We start from the raw sequence: 17,558 nt of genomic DNA, 5'->3' as shown, positions 1-17,558 counted from the left end.
TTTAGCTTTGTATGTAGTTTTATCTTTTCTATTTTCTGAAGAACCTGTCTACGTCTAATGCAAGTCCGATGGAGAAGTTGCTTCCCCGGGTATAAGGAGAGTTTGCGTCATAATAGCTCGGAACATAATTAAATATGTTGTTGACGGCCATATTCAGGCTGACTCCTTTCCAGATCCCTTGTGTCAACGTCAGGTTCCACATCGTATATCCCGGATAAGTCACTCCGGTAGTCCCTTCATCCGGATTATTGCCCACATATTTATTGGTTTCTACTTTGGATAACGCACGTCCGTTCAGGGAAAGATTGAATTGATAATTATCCCATGATTTGCCGTATTCGATACGTGCGGTCGCTGAATGTGGGCGGGTACTGGAGAATTTCATTTGTCCGTCGCGCATAAACTCGTGGAGGTATCCGTAAGAAACACGTATTCCCAGACCACAAGGATATTTGGCGGAGGCGTTGATATCCACACCGGCGATGTCTACTTTCTCTGTATTGATATATAGCTGTGCCCATCTTCCGTCAGTGTCGCGGAATGAAGTCAGGTCGATCCGGTCATTGACAAGGTTGTAATATCCTGAAACGGTAAAATTGTAACGGTTCTTGGTATATTCCGCCGAGAGCGAGAAGTTGTGGCTCGTCTCCGATTTCAGGTCGGGATTACCATAAATCATCATGGCATTTGCCATGTCGAAGTTCATATACATTTCTTTGAGGGTAGGAGAGCGGAATCCCTGTGAGTATGAGCCACGGAGGGAGCAGTTGGCTATTTTGTACATCAGTCCGATGTGCGGAGATATATGACGTACGTTAGATTGTGAGAAATAGTCGAAACGTACCCCGCTGATTACGTTGAAATGTTCGGTCGGGTTCCAGTCGAACTGTCCGAATGCATCTGCCGAGTGCATGGTATAACTTCCATTGTTGGTAAATTGATAAGACAATAGATAGTCACGCATATAATCTCCTCCTACGGTCAGAATGTTTTTATCGTTGAAGGTGTAATTGTAGAGTGCGCGTACGCTATGTTGCACATTGCTGTAATCGCGGACATCGTATTTGTATGAGGTCAGATAATCACTTTTATCATATTGGTCGAATGTATAGGCAACTTCCAGATTACTCATGATGTTGAAATCATAGTTGGCTTTCAGACCTCCGCTGAAATCACGATAACGGTCTTTGCTGTCTCCGGTCTTATCCCGTTCGCGGAAATAATAACCTCCGCGTGCAGTCAGTTTCAACTGTTCAATCGGTCTGTAAACAAGACGTTCCTTCACATTCCATGTGCGGTTTCCGAAGATGGTTGTCACATCTCCTTCCGGTACGTCGTAAGAATCGGACATTGTATGTTGCACATTCGTCTGGCTGTTGAATTTACCGGCTTTGAAACTGAAAGTTCCGCCATATCGTTGGTCGTTATGTTCACCGAAGCGGCTGTTTACATTTAAATTCCATGGGTCCTCGGAATCACGGGTGATGATGTTGATTACGCCACCTACTGCACTGGAACCATAGAGAGTAGAGGCAGCCCCTTTTACAATTTCTACCCGTTCCACGTTATCGAGGTTCAATCGGTTGTAGTCGACGTTGTTTAAAGTTTCCCCTGCCAGACGTTCGCCATCTACCAGGAAGAGTACAGAGTTTCCTCCGAATCCCTGCATATTGATAGAAACCTGCTGATCCATTGAATAGGAAAATTCAATGCCCGGCAGTTCCGATTGTAATAATTGTCCTACGTTGGTTGCATCTACCTTCTTAATATCGTCTGCTGTGATTACACGAGTGATGATAGGAGCATCTTTCAGTAATTTGGGAGTACGTGTACCTGTGACAACCACTGTTCCCAGGTCAAACTGATCTTCCGATAAGCGGAAACTTAGTCTTTTCTCTTTCCCTACAGTCAGTCTTTTTTCTTGTGGCTGATAGCCTACATACGAGGCGGTGATGAGGTATGTACCGGTTCCGGGGAGTTGTAATGTATATGTGCCGTCGACGGATGTGACGGCTCCGGTTCCTTTACCTTTGATGGAAATCGTTGCACCGGGGAGAGGTTCCCCTTCTGTATCAGTTACACGTCCGCTGATGTGATAAGTTGAGTGTTGTGCTAATGTGGTGCAAGTTGCTATAAATGAAAAAAGCAATAATGATATTATAAATGTAGGTTTCATTCTTGTTGATTGGTTTCATTGTTGTTGTCCTCGAACTCAAGCGGATACTGGAAATTGAAGTCAATATATCCTTTTATACCTCTGGCATTCATGTAGTTGGTAAAACGGATCGCTGCGTATGTATTGTCTTTCAAACGTATCAAAAAAACTTGGTTTGACATGGTGTATACCGGAGGCATCGTTGCGGTATTAACGTCCAGCCAGCTGGAAAGAACAGCATTACGGTAAGACTCTGTGTAGATAATGTTTCCGTCCATCATGCCCGACATGTCAATGGCTATTTTATCGGTTGTCCATTCATCTTCTACAAAATCTTCCGCTTTAGGCAGTTTACCTGTTGCTTTAAACTCGTCGATACTTGTGTAAGTTGTTTTGTAGGCAGCACCCTCGTTGGTTTTTATATCATAACGATGAATAGCGAAATCCCACTTGTCAGGAATTTGACTCTCATATTCCTCTCCGATTTTAACGGTAGTAACCGTACGTTCCGAAAGGTTAATGTAGGCCCATTCTGTATATTCAACAGTCTTGACTTGTGAAAAGCTATTTTCCTTGATTTCCATCTCCGTTTCGATGGGGGCATCATAAATATTTTCAAATATTCCATTACAAGCAGAGAGCGACATTGCCGCTCCCAGTACTATAGTATATTTGAAAATAGCGTTCCTGCTTCTTTTCATTGCTATTTAATCGTTTATTGTGCGCTACTTTGAGTATTACTTCCCGTAAATTCTGCTGTAATTGGCATTGGCATACTTCCCGGTGAGAAAACGATACTAACAGTGGCTGTTCCGTCTGCATTAATTGTACCGTTCAGACTTGTGCCGTTAATAGCAAGAGCTTCACCTGTAGTTTTTTGGGTATCTGCTTCAAAGGCACCCAGACTGAGCGAGTAACTACCATTGTTTGCTTTAGTAACATTGACTCTGGTAACAGTGAATTTTTCAAAGTTACTCATTGAACCTCCTGCATTATTAAACCCGCTGATTGTAACATTTACGGTACTACCTGTTGGGTTTTCAATCTTTACTTGGCAATCTGTAGTAGAGCCAACTTCTCCTCCTTGTACCTTAAGGCTCAAATTAGTTTGGTATTTATAAGTGTCTTTTATATAATAACCAACAGGAGTTTCTCCTTGTATGAAATCAATCTCCATTTTTCCCATAGGTACAGGAATATCAACATTGGCTTTCAAACTTAACACTTTAGAACCATCTACACTACCTTCTAATGTGTAGTCGTAGCTACCGCCTGTGCTGCCGCCCATAGACATGGCAACTTCACCGGAACCGCTGAAAGACTTATTAGAAGAAAGTTTTAAATTATTCAGAGTGAAATCTCCAGATCCGGATTTATATACCAAATTGATGGTACCATCTTCGTTGGCAGTGATTGTTGCTGTGGATTCATCACCCAACAAATAATCAGAGAACATATTGCATGCGCCGACTGAATAACCTTTATAAGCTCCTGCTATTTCTTTGGCAAGGTTAGGTTCATCGTCGTCGTTGTCGCTACAAGAAACGAAAGTAGAAGAAAGAGATAGTGCCATAAGGGCAACCATCCAAAAGTTTAAGATTTTCATACTTAATTTTGATAGATAATGATTAATTAAATTTCCAGCTGCAAAGTTACGGGGATATATATACGGGGGAAATACCTAAAAGAAATGAAAAAATGAGAGGCTTTAATTATATGTAGGTATTGGGAGGAGTGGATTAACTCGTTATTTTTGCAGTCTTTTACTAAATTGATGATTAAAAAATTAAAATGAGAAGAAAATGAAAGGCGGCTACAGTAGAAAAAGTGTATTGACAGGGATTACTTCTTTCCTGATTGTATTGTTTACTATGCCGTTGGGGCATGCATTAATGATTTTTATGGAGCATGTGCTCTCATCCACAGCTCTTCACTATGCGGCTTTCACGATGGGAGCAGTAGGTCTGGTGATGGTGATTATTGGAGTGTTTGCAAAAGGAGATACACGACAGACATTATGGGGATTATTCGGAGGACTACTCTTCTGGACCGGATGGGTAGAGTTTATCTACGTATATTATGCACATCGTTATGAAGTGCAACCATTGCTGAACGCTGCCGGTGAAGTCGTGACAAAACCGGAATATTTAATCATGCCTTCCTCCTTCGGCTTTTGGGTGATGTTTATGCTGATTTACATTTTCAGTATAAAAAGCGGATGCGACTTCTTTACCTATCTTCAAAAAGTCTTTTTCCGTAAGAGTACCACCACGATTGTAGTACGGCCGATGACACGTCATACCTCGATTGTTACTTTTATGGAGTTAAATCTCATCATGTGGACGAGCTATCTCGTGCTACTCTTCTGTTATGATGAGAATTTTGTCGGCGAGCATAGCCCTGTTACTGCTATAGTTGCTTTCGGCTGTCTGGCAGGTTCATTTTTTATGTTTAAACGCCTGTTGAAAATCACTCAATGGGGATATGCCATGCGCTTTTCTATTGCTACGGTAGTAGTGTTCTGGACTTTTGTAGAAGTATTGGGACGCTGGAATATCTTTCATGAAATATGGGTAGAACCAATGGCATATACAACAGAGATGATTACGATACTTTTGGCTTTTTTAGCTCTGTTGGCATTTCTGTTCTACCAGTCTGCTAAAAAGAAGAATAGTCATAACTAAAATATAGAATCAGAAATTATGTTAGAAAAAGGATTGCAATTTATAAAGGAAGTAGTGGTCAAACCGGAAAATCTGGCAGTGGCAATGGGATCGGGTGATCTCCCTGTTCTTGCTACTCCCGCTATGGTAGCATTCATGGAAAATGCAGCTTTGTCTGCTGTTGAAGATCAACTGCCGGAAGGCAATACAACGGTAGGAGCAATGATTCAGACTACACATCTTAAACCCACTGCATTGGGAGACACGGTTCTTGTAACAGCCACACTTCTTGAGGTAGAGGGACGAAAGTTAACATTTTCCGTAGTAGCCTCTGATTCACAGGGTAAAATTGGTGAAGGAACACATATACGTTATGTGGTAGACCGGAATAAGTTTATGGAAAAACTAACCAGTCGTTAATACTGCCAAAAGTGGAAAAGGATGAACTAATCTCCGGGTAAGATGTTTTTTGTATATTAGATATAATAACAATATATAATATGGAACCTCATCATCACCACGAACATAGTCATCGGTTGACATCGCTCAATAAAGCTTTTATCATAGGCATCGCTCTGAATATAACTTTTGTCATAGTAGAATTCGGAGTAGGATTTTATTATAATTCTTTGGGGTTACTTTCCGATGCCGGGCATAATTTGGGTGATGTAGCCAGTCTGGTACTTGCCATGTTGGCCTTCCGGTTGGAGAAAGTTCACCCTAATAGTCGTTACACGTATGGATATAAGAAGAGTACGATACTTGTTTCTTTATTAAATGCAGTTATACTGTTGATTGCTGTTGGCATTATTATTGCCGAGAGCATAGACAAATTATTTCATCCGGTTTCGGTTGATGGTTCCGCTATCGCATGGACAGCTGGGGTGGGAGTGGTCATCAATGCGCTTACTGCATGGCTTTTCATGAAAGATAAAGATAAGGATCTGAATGTGAAGGGGGCCTACTTGCACATGGCAGCAGATACACTGGTATCTGTCGGTGTAGTTGCTTCCGGTATTATTATTACGTATACAGGATGGAGCATCATTGACCCGATTATCGGACTTGGCATTGCTGTTATTATTATTGTCTCTACCTGGGGATTGCTTCATGACAGTCTCCGGTTGTCTTTGAATGGAGTACCAGTGGGGATAGACGCTCAAAAGATACAGCAACTTATCGTGGAACAACCCGGTGTGGAGAATTGCCATCACTTGCATATTTGGGCGTTAAGCACAACGGAAACCGCTCTGACTGCCCACGTTGTCATTGATAATATCACACAGTTGGAGGAAGTGAAACATCATATAAAGGAAGCACTCGAAGAGGCAGGCATTCATCATGCCACTTTGGAGTTTGAAGACGAAAGAGCTACTTGCAGCAACGAATGTTGTGAGGATTAAATAAAATCCGTACCTTCGCGCCCTTAAACTAACTAACCTTTATTTTTATGTTTACTGACTTATTGCATTCCTCTTATTTTTCCCTTTTCCTGATTGTCGCATTAGGGTTTATGCTGGGAAGAATAAAAATCAGAGGATTATCTCTCGATGTGTCGGCAGTTATTTTCATTGCCCTTCTTTTCGGGCATTTTGGTGTTATCATTCCTAAAGAATTAGGAAACTTCGGTTTGGTGCTCTTCATTTTTACCATCGGTATTCAGGCAGGGCCCGGATTCTTCGATTCTTTCCGCAGTAAAGGAAAGACGCTTATTCTCATTACTATGCTTATAATTTGTTCCGCCTGCCTGACCGCAGTCGGGTTGAAGTACGCATTTGATATTGATACACCGAGTATTGTCGGTCTGATTGCCGGTGCGTTGACCAGTACGCCGGGTCTGGCGGTTGCTATTGACAGTACCAATTCTCCTTTGGCATCCATTGCTTACGGTATCGCATATCCGTTTGGAGTAATCGGCGTGATTCTGTTTGTCAAACTGTTACCTAAAATTATGCGGGTAGATTTGAATAAAGAAGCCCGTCGCCTGGAGATAGAACGTCGCGGACAATTTCCAGAACTGACTACTTGTATCTACCGTGTCACCAATTCGCATGTGTTCAACCGTAACCTGATGCAAATTAATGCACGCGGTATGACGGGCGCTGTTATTTCCCGTCTGAAGCACAATGATGAAATATCTATTCCTACAGCCCATACAGTGCTGCGTGAAGGAGACTACATACAAGCCGTAGGTAGCGAAGAATCATTGAATCAGCTTGCTGTGTTAATCGGTAAGAGAGAAGAAGGCGAACTGCCTTTGGATAAAACGCAGGAAATAGAATCTTTACTGTTGACCAAAAAGGACATGATAAATAAACAACTGGGTGATTTGAACTTACAGAAAAATTTTGGTTGTACAGTGACTCGTGTCCGTCGAAGCGGTATTGATTTGTCTCCATCTCCAGATCTCGCTTTGAAGTTTGGTGATAAATTGATGGTTGTCGGTGAGAAAGAAGGACTTAAAGGAGTAGCCCGCCTGCTGGGTAACAATGCGAAGAAACTGTCTGATACGGATTTCTTCCCCATTGCGATGGGTATTGTACTGGGAGTGCTGTTCGGCAAAATAAATATATCTTTCTCTGATAGTCTGTCATTCTCTCCGGGACTGACCGGCGGAGTGCTGATGGTAGCCCTTGTGTTGAGTGCGATTGGTAAGACAGGCCCCATCATCTGGTCTATGTCCGGACCTGCCAATCAGTTGTTGCGCCAGTTAGGTCTGCTTCTTTTTCTAGCCGAAGTAGGAACTTCTGCCGGTAAGAATCTGGTAGCCACTTTCCAGGAAAGCGGATTGCTGATGTTCGGAGTAGGAGCTGCCATCACATTGATACCGATGCTTGTAGCAGCTATTGTCGGACGTCTGGTATTTAAAATCAGTCTGCTCGATTTGCTGGGAACGATAACGGGAGGTATGACGAGTACTCCGGGACTTGCAGCTGCCGATTCAATGGTGGACAGTAACATACCGAGCGTAGCTTACGCAACTGTTTATCCGATTGCCATGGTATTTCTGATTCTGTTTATTCAAATCATAGCTTCGGCAGTATATTAACAGAATTTTGTAAATTCATTGATTGTTAAATAAATAGTTCGTATCTTTGCCGCCTCAAAGAAAAAATGAGGTGAAACGATTGTTATTGAATATTACACGCTACTTCTTACCGATACTGTTTGTGTCGTATCTGGTAAGCTTCACATTCTTTGCCCACGTGCATGTGGTCAATGGCGTGACAATCGTCCATTCACACCCATTTAAGAAAGGGGCGGCACATAAACACTCTACAGTCGAACTGCTACTGATTCATTTTCTGTCTCATTTAACGGCAGACGGTGCAGCCGTAGTTTTTGCTCTTTCCCTTTTTATTCCTTTCTTATTGTATTTGTTGCTCGGCCGTTCGCCGTATGCTCACTATCACTGTCCGTATCATGGGGTAGTGGGACTTAGAGCACCTCCGGCTATTCGTTTCTCCATTCTTTGAATGATGATACCGTACCTTGCATGAGGTAGGGCATTATCTGTCTATCCATGTGAGTACTTATCGAAAACTAATAACAAACGAAAAATGAAGAAATACATCTTTTCGCTTGTCTGCTTGTGCTGCGCATTGTTGCCTGCCCTTGAAGGACAAGCTCATGAATATCCTAATCATCCTGAATTACGTAAGTCAGACGCCAATATCGTTGGCCATATTCTTGATAAAAACACCAAAGAACACTTGCCCTATATAACAGTCGCCTTGAAAGGTACTACCATCGGAACGGTAACCGATGCTACCGGGCATTATTTCTTGAAGAATCTTCCCGAAGGCAATTTTGTGCTCGAAGTTAGTTCGGTGGGGTATAAAACCGTCAGACGGAATGTGACGCTGAAGAAAGGGCGCACATTGGAAGAAGATTTCGAGATAGAAGAAGATGCAGTTGCCTTGGATGGCGTAGTAGTATCTGCCAATCGTAACGAGACTACCCGTCGCCTGGCTCCGACACTGGTGAATGTGGTGGATCTGAAAATCTTTGAGAATACCAATTCTACGACTTTGGCACAAGGATTGAGCTTTCAGCCGGGTGTCCGTGTAGAGTCTAATTGTCAGAATTGCGGCTTCCAGCAAGTGCGTATCAATGGACTGGATGGCCCTTATACGCAAATCCTGCTCGATTCCCGTCCTATTTTTAGTGCACTTTCCGGTGTGTATGGCATCGAGCAGATTCCTGCCAGCATGATAGAACGTGTGGAAGTGATGCGTGGAGGCGGATCTGCTTTGTTCGGCTCGTCTGCTATTGCCGGAACAATCAATATCATTACCAAAGAACCGATGCGCAATTCCGGTATGTTATCGCATACCATTACAGGTATTGGTGATGGCGATGCTTTTGATAACAGTACGGCGCTGAATGCATCACTTGTGACGGACGACCAGCGTGCCGGTTTGTATATCTTCGGTCAGAATCGCCATCGTTCCGCGTATGACCATGATGGTGACGGATATTCTGAAATTCCCAAGATACACGGCCAAACCATCGGTTTCCGTTCATTCCTGAAAACAACGACATATTCGAAACTAACTTTTGAATATCACCACATGGAAGAATTCCGTAGGGGAGGAGACTTGTTGAACCGTCCACCTCACGAAGCGAATGTAGCGGAACAGACCGAACACTCGATCAATGGTGGAGGACTGAAATTTGATTATTTCTCACCTAACGAGAAACATCGTTTCAATGTGTTTGCATCAGCGCAGCATATCAATCGTGACAGCTATTATGGTGGCGGCCAAGATCCGAATGCTTACGGAAACACTACCGACTTAAACTGGATGGCAGGATCGCAATATGTCTATAGTTTCGGAAAATGTATTTTCATGCCTGCTGACCTGACTGCCGGAATAGAATTCAATCAGGATAAACTGGAAGACAATATGTGGGGATACCACCGTACAGTAGACCAAAAAGTGAATATCGGTAGTGCTTTCTTTCAGAATGAATGGAAGAATGAGCATTGGGGATTTCTGATTGGCGGTCGTTTGGATAAACATAACCTGATTGACCATGTGATATTCAGTCCGCGTGCCAATCTGCGTTATAATCCGACGGAAAATATCAATCTTCGTTTCAGCTACTCATCCGGTTTCCGTGCTCCGCAGGCTTTCGACGAGGATTTGCATGTGGAGAATGTAGGCGGTAATGTGGCGATGGTTGAATTGGCCGATAATCTGAAAGAAGAAAGATCACAGAGCTTGAGTGCTTCGGCAGATATTTATCATCGTTTTGGTGCGTTTCAGGTTAACTTTTTGGTAGAAGGATTTTATACAAAGTTATCAGATGTATTTGCCCTTACCGACGGAGAGGTAGTGGATGGAATCCTGACACGTACACGCTACAATGCACCGGGAGCCCGTGTGATGGGACTGACATTGGAAGGAAAGATGGCGTATCTGACTAAATTCCAGGTTCAGGCAGGAGTCACCCTGCAACAGAGCCATTATAGCGAACCGCATGTATGGAACAAAGAAGCTCCGGCTGTAAAGAAAATGATGCGTACACCGAATACTTACGGTTATTTTACAGCAACCTATACCCCGATAAAACCATTATCTATCGCTCTTTCCGGTACATATACCGGTTCGATGCTGGTTCCCCACGAACCAGTTCCGGGATTCCTTGAAAAACCGATAACGGTGAATACGAAGGACTTCTTCGATATCGGTTTGAAGGCTGCCTATGATTTCAAACTTTACAAGTCGATGAACTTGCAGGTAAATGCCGGTGTACAGAATATTTTCAATGCCTACCAGAACGACTTCGACAAAGGGGCTGACCGTGACTCCGGTTATATCTATGGTCCGTCATTGCCGAGAAGTTTCTTTGCCGGAGTGAAGATAAGTTATTAAAATTCGGTTAAGATTTAAAATCGTTATAAATAGGGATTGTTTTGCATGGAGACAATCCTTATCTTTGCAAAAAACAAACTAAACCTTGACTTAGGTGCACAGAATAAATGTGCAAGATGACCGAATGAAACAATTGTACCTACATATAATGAAGTGGTTTCTGCCTGTACTGTTTATCTCGTACATGGCAGGAATCACTTTGTTTACTCACTCCCATGTGGTCAACGGGGTTACAATTGTCCATTCACATCCATTTAAAAAAGGCAGCGAACATAGCCATACGACGGTTGAATTCCAACTAATTCATCTCTTGAGTCATGTGTTGGTGACCGACAGCGGTTTGATACCAACATTCTCTGTTGCTGCTTTATCTCTATTATGCATCCTGTTTGTCCGCCCGCAAATTGAGCAATTTTACCGTTCTTGTCCGGGCGTAATATCTCTTAGAGCACCTCCTATCGCTTAGTCTATCTTTTTGGGGGAACAGTATTAATGTATTAGGATCAACGATTAACGATCGCTGCTTCCCTTTCCCTTTATTATTATTTTTCGAATTAAAACATTAAAAGACTAACGACAATGAAGAAATATCTTTTAGTCCTGGTCGGCCTGTGCTGTGTCTTGTCATACGCATTGGCTGAACGTCCGGACTACCCTGAACTGAAGAAATCCGATGCGAATATAATAGGTCATGTACTGGATAAAAAAACGAAAGAACATCTTCCGTACATCACTATCGCACTGAAAGGAACGACCATAGGAACCGTGACCGATGCTACCGGGCATTATTTTTTGAAGAATTTGCCGGAAGGAAATTTTATACTGGAAGTTAGTTCAGTAGGTTACAAGACAGTGACCCGCAACGTAACTCTGAAAAAAGGAAAGACACTGGAAGAAGATTTTGAAATAGAAGAGGATGCGATTGCTCTCGACGGAGTAGTAGTTTCCGCCAACCGGAGTGAAACGACACGTCGTATGGCTCCTACTTTGGTGAATGTTGTCGACCTGAAACTTTTTGAAACCACCAACTCTTCCACTTTATCACAAGGACTGAACTTCCAGCCCGGAGTGCGTGTGGAGACAAATTGCCAGAATTGTGGCTTCCAGCAAGTCCGCATCAATGGTCTGGACGGACCATATACACAAATTCTGATAGATTCGCGTCCCGTATTCAGCGCCCTTTCCGGAGTGTATGGACTGGAACAGATTCCTGCCAGTATGATTGAACGTGTAGAAGTGATGCGTGGGGGAGGCTCCGCCTTGTTCGGTTCTTCAGCTATTGCAGGAACGATTAATATAATCACCAAAGAGCCTTTACGTAATTCGGGTCAGCTGTCGCACACCATAACTTCTTTAGGAGGAAGCTCCTCATTCGATAACAACACCTCGCTGAATGCTTCATTGGTGACGGACGATCATCGTGCCGGATTGTATATCTTTGGTCAGAACCGTTATCGGTCGGGATATGATTATGACGGAGACGGATTTACCGAACTGCCCAAATTGAAGAATCAGACAGTGGGTTTCCGCTCTTATCTGAAAACAAGTACTTATTCCAAACTGACCTTTGAATATCACCACATGCAGGAATTCCGTCGTGGAGGGGATATGTTGAACCGTCCTCCTCACGAAGCGCATATTGCGGAGCAGTTGCAACATTCTATTGATGGTGGAAGTTTGAAATTCGATTATTTCTCTTCGGATGAAAAGAACCGTCTAAGTGTCTTTGCATCGGCTGCCAATACAGACCGGGACAGCTATTACGGACCGGGTAACGATCCTCTGAAAGCCTATGGAAAGACAACGGATTTAACCGCTATGGGTGGTGCACAATACGTACATACGTTTGACAAGTGCTTTTTTATGCCTTCTGATCTCACGGCAGGGCTTGAATATAACCGTGACCGCCTAAAAGATAACATGTGGGGATATAACCGTCACACGGATCAGACGGTGAATATTTACAGTGCTTTTCTGCAGAACGAATGGAAGAACGACCGTTGGGGGATTCTGATTGGTGGTCGTCTGGATAAGCATAATATGGTGGATAATGTGATCTTTAGTCCCCGTGCCAACTTGCGTTTTAATCCTACCCAGAATATTAACCTGCGTTTAAGCTATTCTTCCGGATTTCGTGCTCCGCAGGCTTTTGATGAGGATATGCATATTGAAAATGTGGGCGGAACGGTGGCTATGATCGAGCGTGCAAAGGATTTGAAAGAAGAGAAATCCCAAAGTTTCAGTGTTTCTGCAGATATGTATCATCGTTTCGGAGCATTCCAGACGAATTTGTTGATTGAGGGTTTTTATACAAGACTGACCGATGTTTTTGTATTGGGCAAACCTTACGACCGTGGTGATGGTATATTAGTGAAAACACGTAGCAATGGCCCCGGTGCTAAAGTGATGGGATTGACACTGGAAGGTAAAGTGGCTTATCTTTCTATCCTGCAAATACAAGCGGGATTAACTTTACAACGTAGCCGGTACGATGAACCGCATAAGTGGCATGACGATGCACCGGCAGAAAAGAAGATTTTCCGTACTCCCGATACATACGGTTATTTCACTGCTACTTGTACCCCCATCAAACCTTTATCTATTGCTTTGTCAGGAACCTATACCGGCAGGATGTTGGTGCAACGTATGGATATCACCGCCGAGAATGCCGAACTGGGTAAAATGCCTGAAAGAAAAGCGGAAGCAATCAGAACACCTCGTTTCTTTGATTTGGGAGTGAAACTGGCTTATGACTTCAAGTTATACAAAACGGTTGATTTGCAATTAAACGGCGGAGTTCAGAATATTTTTGAGTCTTATCAGAAGGACTTTGACAGAGGAGCTAACCGGGATTCCGGTTATATTTACGGTCCTTCTTTGCCGAGAAGTTTCTTTGCCGGAGTAAAGATCAGCTATTAATCGGTCATAAAAATAGTTTCCCGGCACGGTACTTTTTGTTTCCTGCGTTGAAACACTTTGTTTCAAATAGTGAAACGATTTGTTTCACACCGGGAAACACTTTGTTCCAAGCCTTGAAACTAAAAGTTTCAAGCGGCTGAAACTAATATGTCGTATAGAGACCTGTTCTTTTCTCCTTGTTAATCATTGATTGATCGGGCGGTGATAGGTGATAGATGCGGTGATAGGTTGCAAACAACCTGTCACCACCCCTGAAATCCCCATGAATAAGAGCTTTTGGAAGTGTCGGTGATAGGTGATAGAGGAAAGTGAAAGAAACTCTGTGTAGAGATGGATCAAACCATATCTTTATCGACCCCGAATTTTTCTCCTGTCTGACATTTACCGGCAGGTTCCACATGTACCAGAATGTCATATACATTATCTACCGAATTAATGATGCTCTTCTCCACTGCATCGGCAATCTCATGGGCTTGCGTGATTGTGATTTGTGGATTCACTTCTATATCAAGGGTAATCATATAGAGATTCCCTATCATTCGTGACCGGACGCGATGCGGATTACTGGCACCGGGCACTTTCTCTACAGCCTCGAATATCTTATTATATACATTGACATCTTTCACCCCGTCCATTAGCTCCACATTGGAATCAATGAAGATGCTGATGGAAGATTTGATGATAAAGAGACTGATTATCAATCCTGTTATCGAATCGAGTATCGGCAATTTGAAGATAAAAGTAAATATCAATCCTAACAAAACACTGGTTGAAATGACAACATCATTACGCATATTGATAGCGTTTGCCGTGAGCATGGAACTATTGATCTTCTTTCCCTGTTTGTACTGGTATGAAGCCAGTAAGAGTTTACCGATAATAGAAAATATAGTGACATAGATGGCGATAGCCGATGGTATCTCTTTCACTTCATCTGAAAAGATGTTTTTAGTGGATGATAGCAACATTTGTACACCGGCATAAAATATCACGAGTGATAGAATCTTTGTTGCGATCCCTTCCGCTTTCTCATATCCGAATACATATTTCTTTGAAGGAGGGCGGTTGATGAGGCGTGCCGTAAAAATCATAACGATAGAGATAACGACGTCGGTTGCCGAGTCGATACCGTCGCCGACTACGGCTAAACTACCGGCAAATAAACCGATTATGATTTTGGATACGGACAAGATTGCATTGCCAATTGTGCTGATCCACGAGGTTGTGATTAGTATTTTCTCTCTTGACATTGAAGTGACTCTTTATAATTGTTTGTAATGGGATTGGGGAGCAAAGATAAACATTAATAGGAGTCTGTGATATGAAGTCGCAAAAAACTTTTTCTGCCTTTTTAGTAGTTTATACGTTTTAGTTGTATTATATATAGATGGTCAATTAAAAACAGGACAATTAATTTATTAAATAGTTAACCGCATGTTCAAAAAACTAAGTAGCTCTTTTCTCATTGTGTCAGCTTGTATTTTTTCTTCTTGCACGCCTACCGTCAAGCAAGAGATTGCAATCTTACCTACCCCCGTTAGTCTGACCGAGCAGTCTGGCTCGTTTGTTTTAAAAGATGGAATGAAGATTGGGGTTTCCGATCAGTCCTTGTTTCCGGCTGTCGGGTATCTGCAGGAGATTCTTCGGAATGTCATATCGTCTTCTGTTGAAGTCACTACCGATAAGAGTCAGGTAGATATGTATTTTCAGTTGAAGGATACTGTTGGAAAGCCCGGCTCTTATAAACTTGAGTCTACGCCGGAGTATATTCGGGTAGAGGCAACTGACTATTCGGGTATTATTTCTGCTATTACTACTATTCGCCAGTTGCTTCCTGCAACGATAGAAGTGCAGGGAGAGAAACAGAATTATTCTATCCCTGTCGTGCAAATAGAAGATGCGCCACGGTTTGAATGGCGTGGATTTATGTTGGATGCTTCCCGCCATTTCTGGAATAAAAAAGAAGTGAAGCATGTATTAGATCTGATGTCTTTGTATAAACTTAATAAGTTCCACTGGCATCTGTCCGACGATCAGGGTTGGCGTATAGAGATCGAGAAATACCCGTTGCTTACAGAAAAAGGGGCCTGGCGTAAATTCAATACGCAGGATCGTACCTGTATGGCACGTGCGAAAGAAGAAGATAATACCGATTTCCTGATTCCGGAAGATAAGATACGCATTGTGGAAGGAGATACGCTGTATGGAGGTTATTACACTCATGATGATATAAAAGAAATAGTAGCCTATGCTACGCAAAGAGGTATCGATGTCATTCCCGAGATCGATATGCCGGGACATTTCCTGGCAGCTATCGGTCAATATCCGGAATTGGCGTGCGACGGATTAATCGGGTGGGGGGAAACTTTCTCTTCTCCTATCTGTCCGGGCAAAGATACAACGCTGGAGTTCTGCCAGAATGTGTTCAAAGAAGTTTTTGAACTTTTCCCTTATGAATATGTGCACATGGGTGGTGATGAAGTGGAAAAAGCCAACTGGAAGAAATGTCCTCTTTGTCAGAAACGGATTCGTACGGAGAAACTGGGTTCGGTAGAAGAACTTCAGGCATGGTTTGTACGTGACATGGAGAAATTCTTCCTTGCCAACGGAAAGAAACTCATAGGCTGGGATGAAGTGGTATCCGACGGATTATCTTCCGATGCTGCCATTACCTGGTGGAGAAGTTGGGCGAAAGATGCATTGCCTACGGCAACTGCACAAAAGCAGAAAGTGATTGCTTGTCCGAATGAATATTTCTATTTCGATTATGCGCAGGATCAGAATTCAGTAAAGAAAATACTTGCGTATGATCCGTGTGCAGACGAGCGGTTATCGCCGGAACAGAAGAAATATATCTGGGGTGTGCAGGCGAATCTCTGGGCTGAATGGATTCCGACAATGAAGCGCATTGAATATTTGATTGTTCCCCGTATGATAGCGTTGAGTGAAATAGCTTGGGCGGAGCCGACAGCTAAACCGGGTCTCGAAGAATTTTATCGTCAGCTTGTTCCGCAATTTAAGCGGATGGATGTGATGAGGGTAAATTATAGAGTGCCTGACTTGCAGGGATTCTATAAAGTGAATGCATTTATTGATGAAACAACTGTGGAATTGACCTGCCCGTTACCCGGTACTGAAATATGGTATACGACAGACGGCAGTATGCCTACCAAAGAATCAGCTCTTTATAACGGTGCTTTGGAAGTTGGGAAGACTACGGATTTCGCTTTCCGCACTTTTCGTCCGGATGGTTCTCCTTCGGATGTGGTGCGTACCAAGTATGTAAAGGCTCCTTATGCGGAGGCGGTGACTGCTCCGGCTGCTTTGCAGCCCGGCTTGAAAGCAGTATGGCACGATTTCCGTGGTAATCTTTGTGCGGATATTGATGCAGCTCCTGTCAAAGGGGAGTATGTGGTGGAATCGGTATCCATTCCCGAAGAGGTGAAAGGAAATATCGGTCTGGTATTGACCGGCTATCTGGAAGTTCCTGCCGATGGTATCTATACATTTGCCCTTCTCTCGGACGACGGTAGCACATTAATGCTTGACGGTGAATTGTTGGGAGATAATGATGGAGCACATTCGCCAGTAGAGATTATTGTGCAGAAGGCTTTGAAAGCTGGGCTTCATCCGATAGAGGTACGTTACTTCGATTGTAACGGAGGCGTATTGCAGATGGAACTGGTGAATGAAAAAGGTGAAAAAGAAGTATTGCCAAGTGCATGGCTGAAACATGAATAGCAAATTTCATTATTTTTAGGTATTGTCCGTCTTGCCGGCGAGCTGTACCTTTGCAGAAAATATTTGAAAACTTATGCGAATCAGTGAGAGACGAGTCGAGATTAATCATATATCAAAGGTGCACATGCACCGGATTGAATGGGATGAAGAGGTTGTGTCAAAACGTTGGCACAACCTCTTTTATATTTTACAGTTCTG

The 17,558-nt window shown here is 43.0% G+C and carries 12 protein-coding genes and 2 pseudogenes; 10 read left to right on the top strand and 4 right to left on the bottom strand.

Annotated elements, in window-relative coordinates:
• Positions 1–28: 28 nt before the first annotated feature.
• Genes DWZ47_RS27530 through DWZ47_RS27520 form a run of 3 tightly spaced genes read right to left on the bottom strand, consistent with a single transcriptional unit; the run spans position 29 to position 3,761 of the window.
• Positions 29–2,176 carry a TonB-dependent receptor gene (locus DWZ47_RS27530; RefSeq protein ID WP_117515361.1) on the bottom strand — a complete coding sequence of 716 codons (2,148 nt, stop codon included), beginning with the start codon at positions 2,174–2,176 and terminating at the stop codon, positions 29–31.
• On the bottom strand, positions 2,173–2,856 hold the full coding sequence (locus tag DWZ47_RS27525; protein WP_004308059.1) for an HmuY family protein: 684 nt from the start codon (positions 2,854–2,856) through the stop codon (positions 2,173–2,175). Before DWZ47_RS27525 ends, DWZ47_RS27530 begins: the two co-directional genes overlap by 4 nt.
• A 14-nt stretch (positions 2,857–2,870) precedes the next feature.
• The gene (locus DWZ47_RS27520; RefSeq protein ID WP_004308058.1) at positions 2,871–3,761 is read right to left on the bottom strand and encodes a calycin-like domain-containing protein; all 891 of its coding nucleotides are present in this window, start codon (positions 3,759–3,761) and stop codon (positions 2,871–2,873) included.
• A gap of 196 nt (positions 3,762–3,957) precedes the next feature.
• On the opposite strand from DWZ47_RS27520, the gene DWZ47_RS27515 reads away from it, so the two are divergent.
• From DWZ47_RS27515 to DWZ47_RS27480, 9 genes and pseudogenes are all read left to right on the top strand, one after another.
• Positions 3,958–4,839, top strand: coding sequence for a hypothetical protein (locus tag DWZ47_RS27515; protein WP_004308057.1), 882 nt, complete (start codon positions 3,958–3,960; stop codon positions 4,837–4,839).
• An 18-nt stretch (positions 4,840–4,857) separates the two neighbouring features.
• Positions 4,858–5,238, top strand: a complete 381-nt coding sequence (locus DWZ47_RS27510) for a thioesterase family protein (protein WP_004303823.1) — start codon at positions 4,858–4,860, stop codon at positions 5,236–5,238.
• Positions 5,239–5,318: 80 nt separating this feature from the next.
• Positions 5,319–6,221 carry a cation diffusion facilitator family transporter gene (locus DWZ47_RS27505; RefSeq protein WP_117515359.1) on the top strand — a complete coding sequence of 301 codons (903 nt, stop codon included), beginning with the start codon at positions 5,319–5,321 and terminating at the stop codon, positions 6,219–6,221.
• A gap of 47 nt (positions 6,222–6,268) precedes the next feature.
• Positions 6,269–7,867, top strand: a complete 1,599-nt coding sequence (locus DWZ47_RS27500) for an aspartate:alanine exchanger family transporter (RefSeq protein ID WP_004325699.1) — start codon at positions 6,269–6,271, stop codon at positions 7,865–7,867.
• 46 nt (positions 7,868–7,913) lie between these two features.
• The gene (locus DWZ47_RS27495; RefSeq protein ID WP_004317845.1) at positions 7,914–8,294 is read left to right on the top strand and encodes a hypothetical protein; all 381 of its coding nucleotides are present in this window, start codon (positions 7,914–7,916) and stop codon (positions 8,292–8,294) included.
• A gap of 84 nt (positions 8,295–8,378) precedes the next feature.
• Positions 8,379–9,041: pseudogene (locus DWZ47_RS31440) on the top strand (TonB-dependent receptor); the annotation flags it as partial.
• A 342-nt stretch (positions 9,042–9,383) separates the two neighbouring features.
• Positions 9,384–10,700, top strand: a pseudogene (locus DWZ47_RS31435) (TonB-dependent receptor plug domain-containing protein); the annotation flags it as partial.
• 124 nt (positions 10,701–10,824) lie between these two features.
• Positions 10,825–11,166, top strand: a complete 342-nt coding sequence (locus tag DWZ47_RS27485) for a hypothetical protein (protein WP_008776571.1) — start codon at positions 10,825–10,827, stop codon at positions 11,164–11,166.
• 113 nt (positions 11,167–11,279) lie between these two features.
• Positions 11,280–13,619 carry a TonB-dependent receptor gene (locus DWZ47_RS27480; RefSeq protein WP_117515357.1) on the top strand — a complete coding sequence of 780 codons (2,340 nt, stop codon included), beginning with the start codon at positions 11,280–11,282 and terminating at the stop codon, positions 13,617–13,619.
• A gap of 335 nt (positions 13,620–13,954) precedes the next feature.
• Here the strand turns inward: DWZ47_RS27480 and DWZ47_RS27475 are convergent, their stop codons facing one another.
• Positions 13,955–14,869 (bottom strand): cation diffusion facilitator family transporter, encoded by a 915-nt coding sequence (locus tag DWZ47_RS27475; RefSeq protein ID WP_004300135.1) that lies wholly within the window; start codon positions 14,867–14,869, stop codon positions 13,955–13,957.
• Between the two features lie 184 nt (positions 14,870–15,053).
• Here DWZ47_RS27475 and DWZ47_RS27470 point away from each other — a divergent pair, with 184 nt between their 5' ends.
• The gene (locus tag DWZ47_RS27470; protein ID WP_117515355.1) at positions 15,054–17,360 is read left to right on the top strand and encodes a family 20 glycosylhydrolase; all 2,307 of its coding nucleotides are present in this window, start codon (positions 15,054–15,056) and stop codon (positions 17,358–17,360) included.
• Positions 17,361–17,558 lie beyond the last annotated feature (198 nt).

Source organism: Bacteroides sp. AF32-8BH (assembly GCF_003435205.1).
GTDB classification, from domain to species: Bacteria; Bacteroidota; Bacteroidia; order Bacteroidales; family Bacteroidaceae; genus Bacteroides; species Bacteroides ovatus.
Note: the sequence above shows the minus strand (reverse complement) of the source record. Positions and strands in the feature narration are given on the sequence as shown.

Coding starts and splice junctions, on each gene's coding strand:
- DWZ47_RS27530 (WP_117515361.1), bottom strand. CDS start 2,176: ATGAAACCTACATTTATAATATCATTATTGCTTTTTTCATTTATAGCA.
- DWZ47_RS27525 (WP_004308059.1), bottom strand. CDS start 2,856: ATGAAAAGAAGCAGGAACGCTATTTTCAAATATACTATAGTACTGGGA.
- DWZ47_RS27520 (WP_004308058.1), bottom strand. CDS start 3,761: ATGAAAATCTTAAACTTTTGGATGGTTGCCCTTATGGCACTATCTCTT.
- DWZ47_RS27515 (WP_004308057.1), top strand. CDS start 3,958: ATGAAAGGCGGCTACAGTAGAAAAAGTGTATTGACAGGGATTACTTCT.
- DWZ47_RS27510 (WP_004303823.1), top strand. CDS start 4,858: ATGTTAGAAAAAGGATTGCAATTTATAAAGGAAGTAGTGGTCAAACCG.
- DWZ47_RS27505 (WP_117515359.1), top strand. CDS start 5,319: ATGGAACCTCATCATCACCACGAACATAGTCATCGGTTGACATCGCTC.
- DWZ47_RS27500 (WP_004325699.1), top strand. CDS start 6,269: ATGTTTACTGACTTATTGCATTCCTCTTATTTTTCCCTTTTCCTGATT.
- DWZ47_RS27485 (WP_008776571.1), top strand. CDS start 10,825: ATGAAACAATTGTACCTACATATAATGAAGTGGTTTCTGCCTGTACTG.
- DWZ47_RS27480 (WP_117515357.1), top strand. CDS start 11,280: ATGAAGAAATATCTTTTAGTCCTGGTCGGCCTGTGCTGTGTCTTGTCA.
- DWZ47_RS27475 (WP_004300135.1), bottom strand. CDS start 14,869: ATGTCAAGAGAGAAAATACTAATCACAACCTCGTGGATCAGCACAATT.
- DWZ47_RS27470 (WP_117515355.1), top strand. CDS start 15,054: ATGTTCAAAAAACTAAGTAGCTCTTTTCTCATTGTGTCAGCTTGTATT.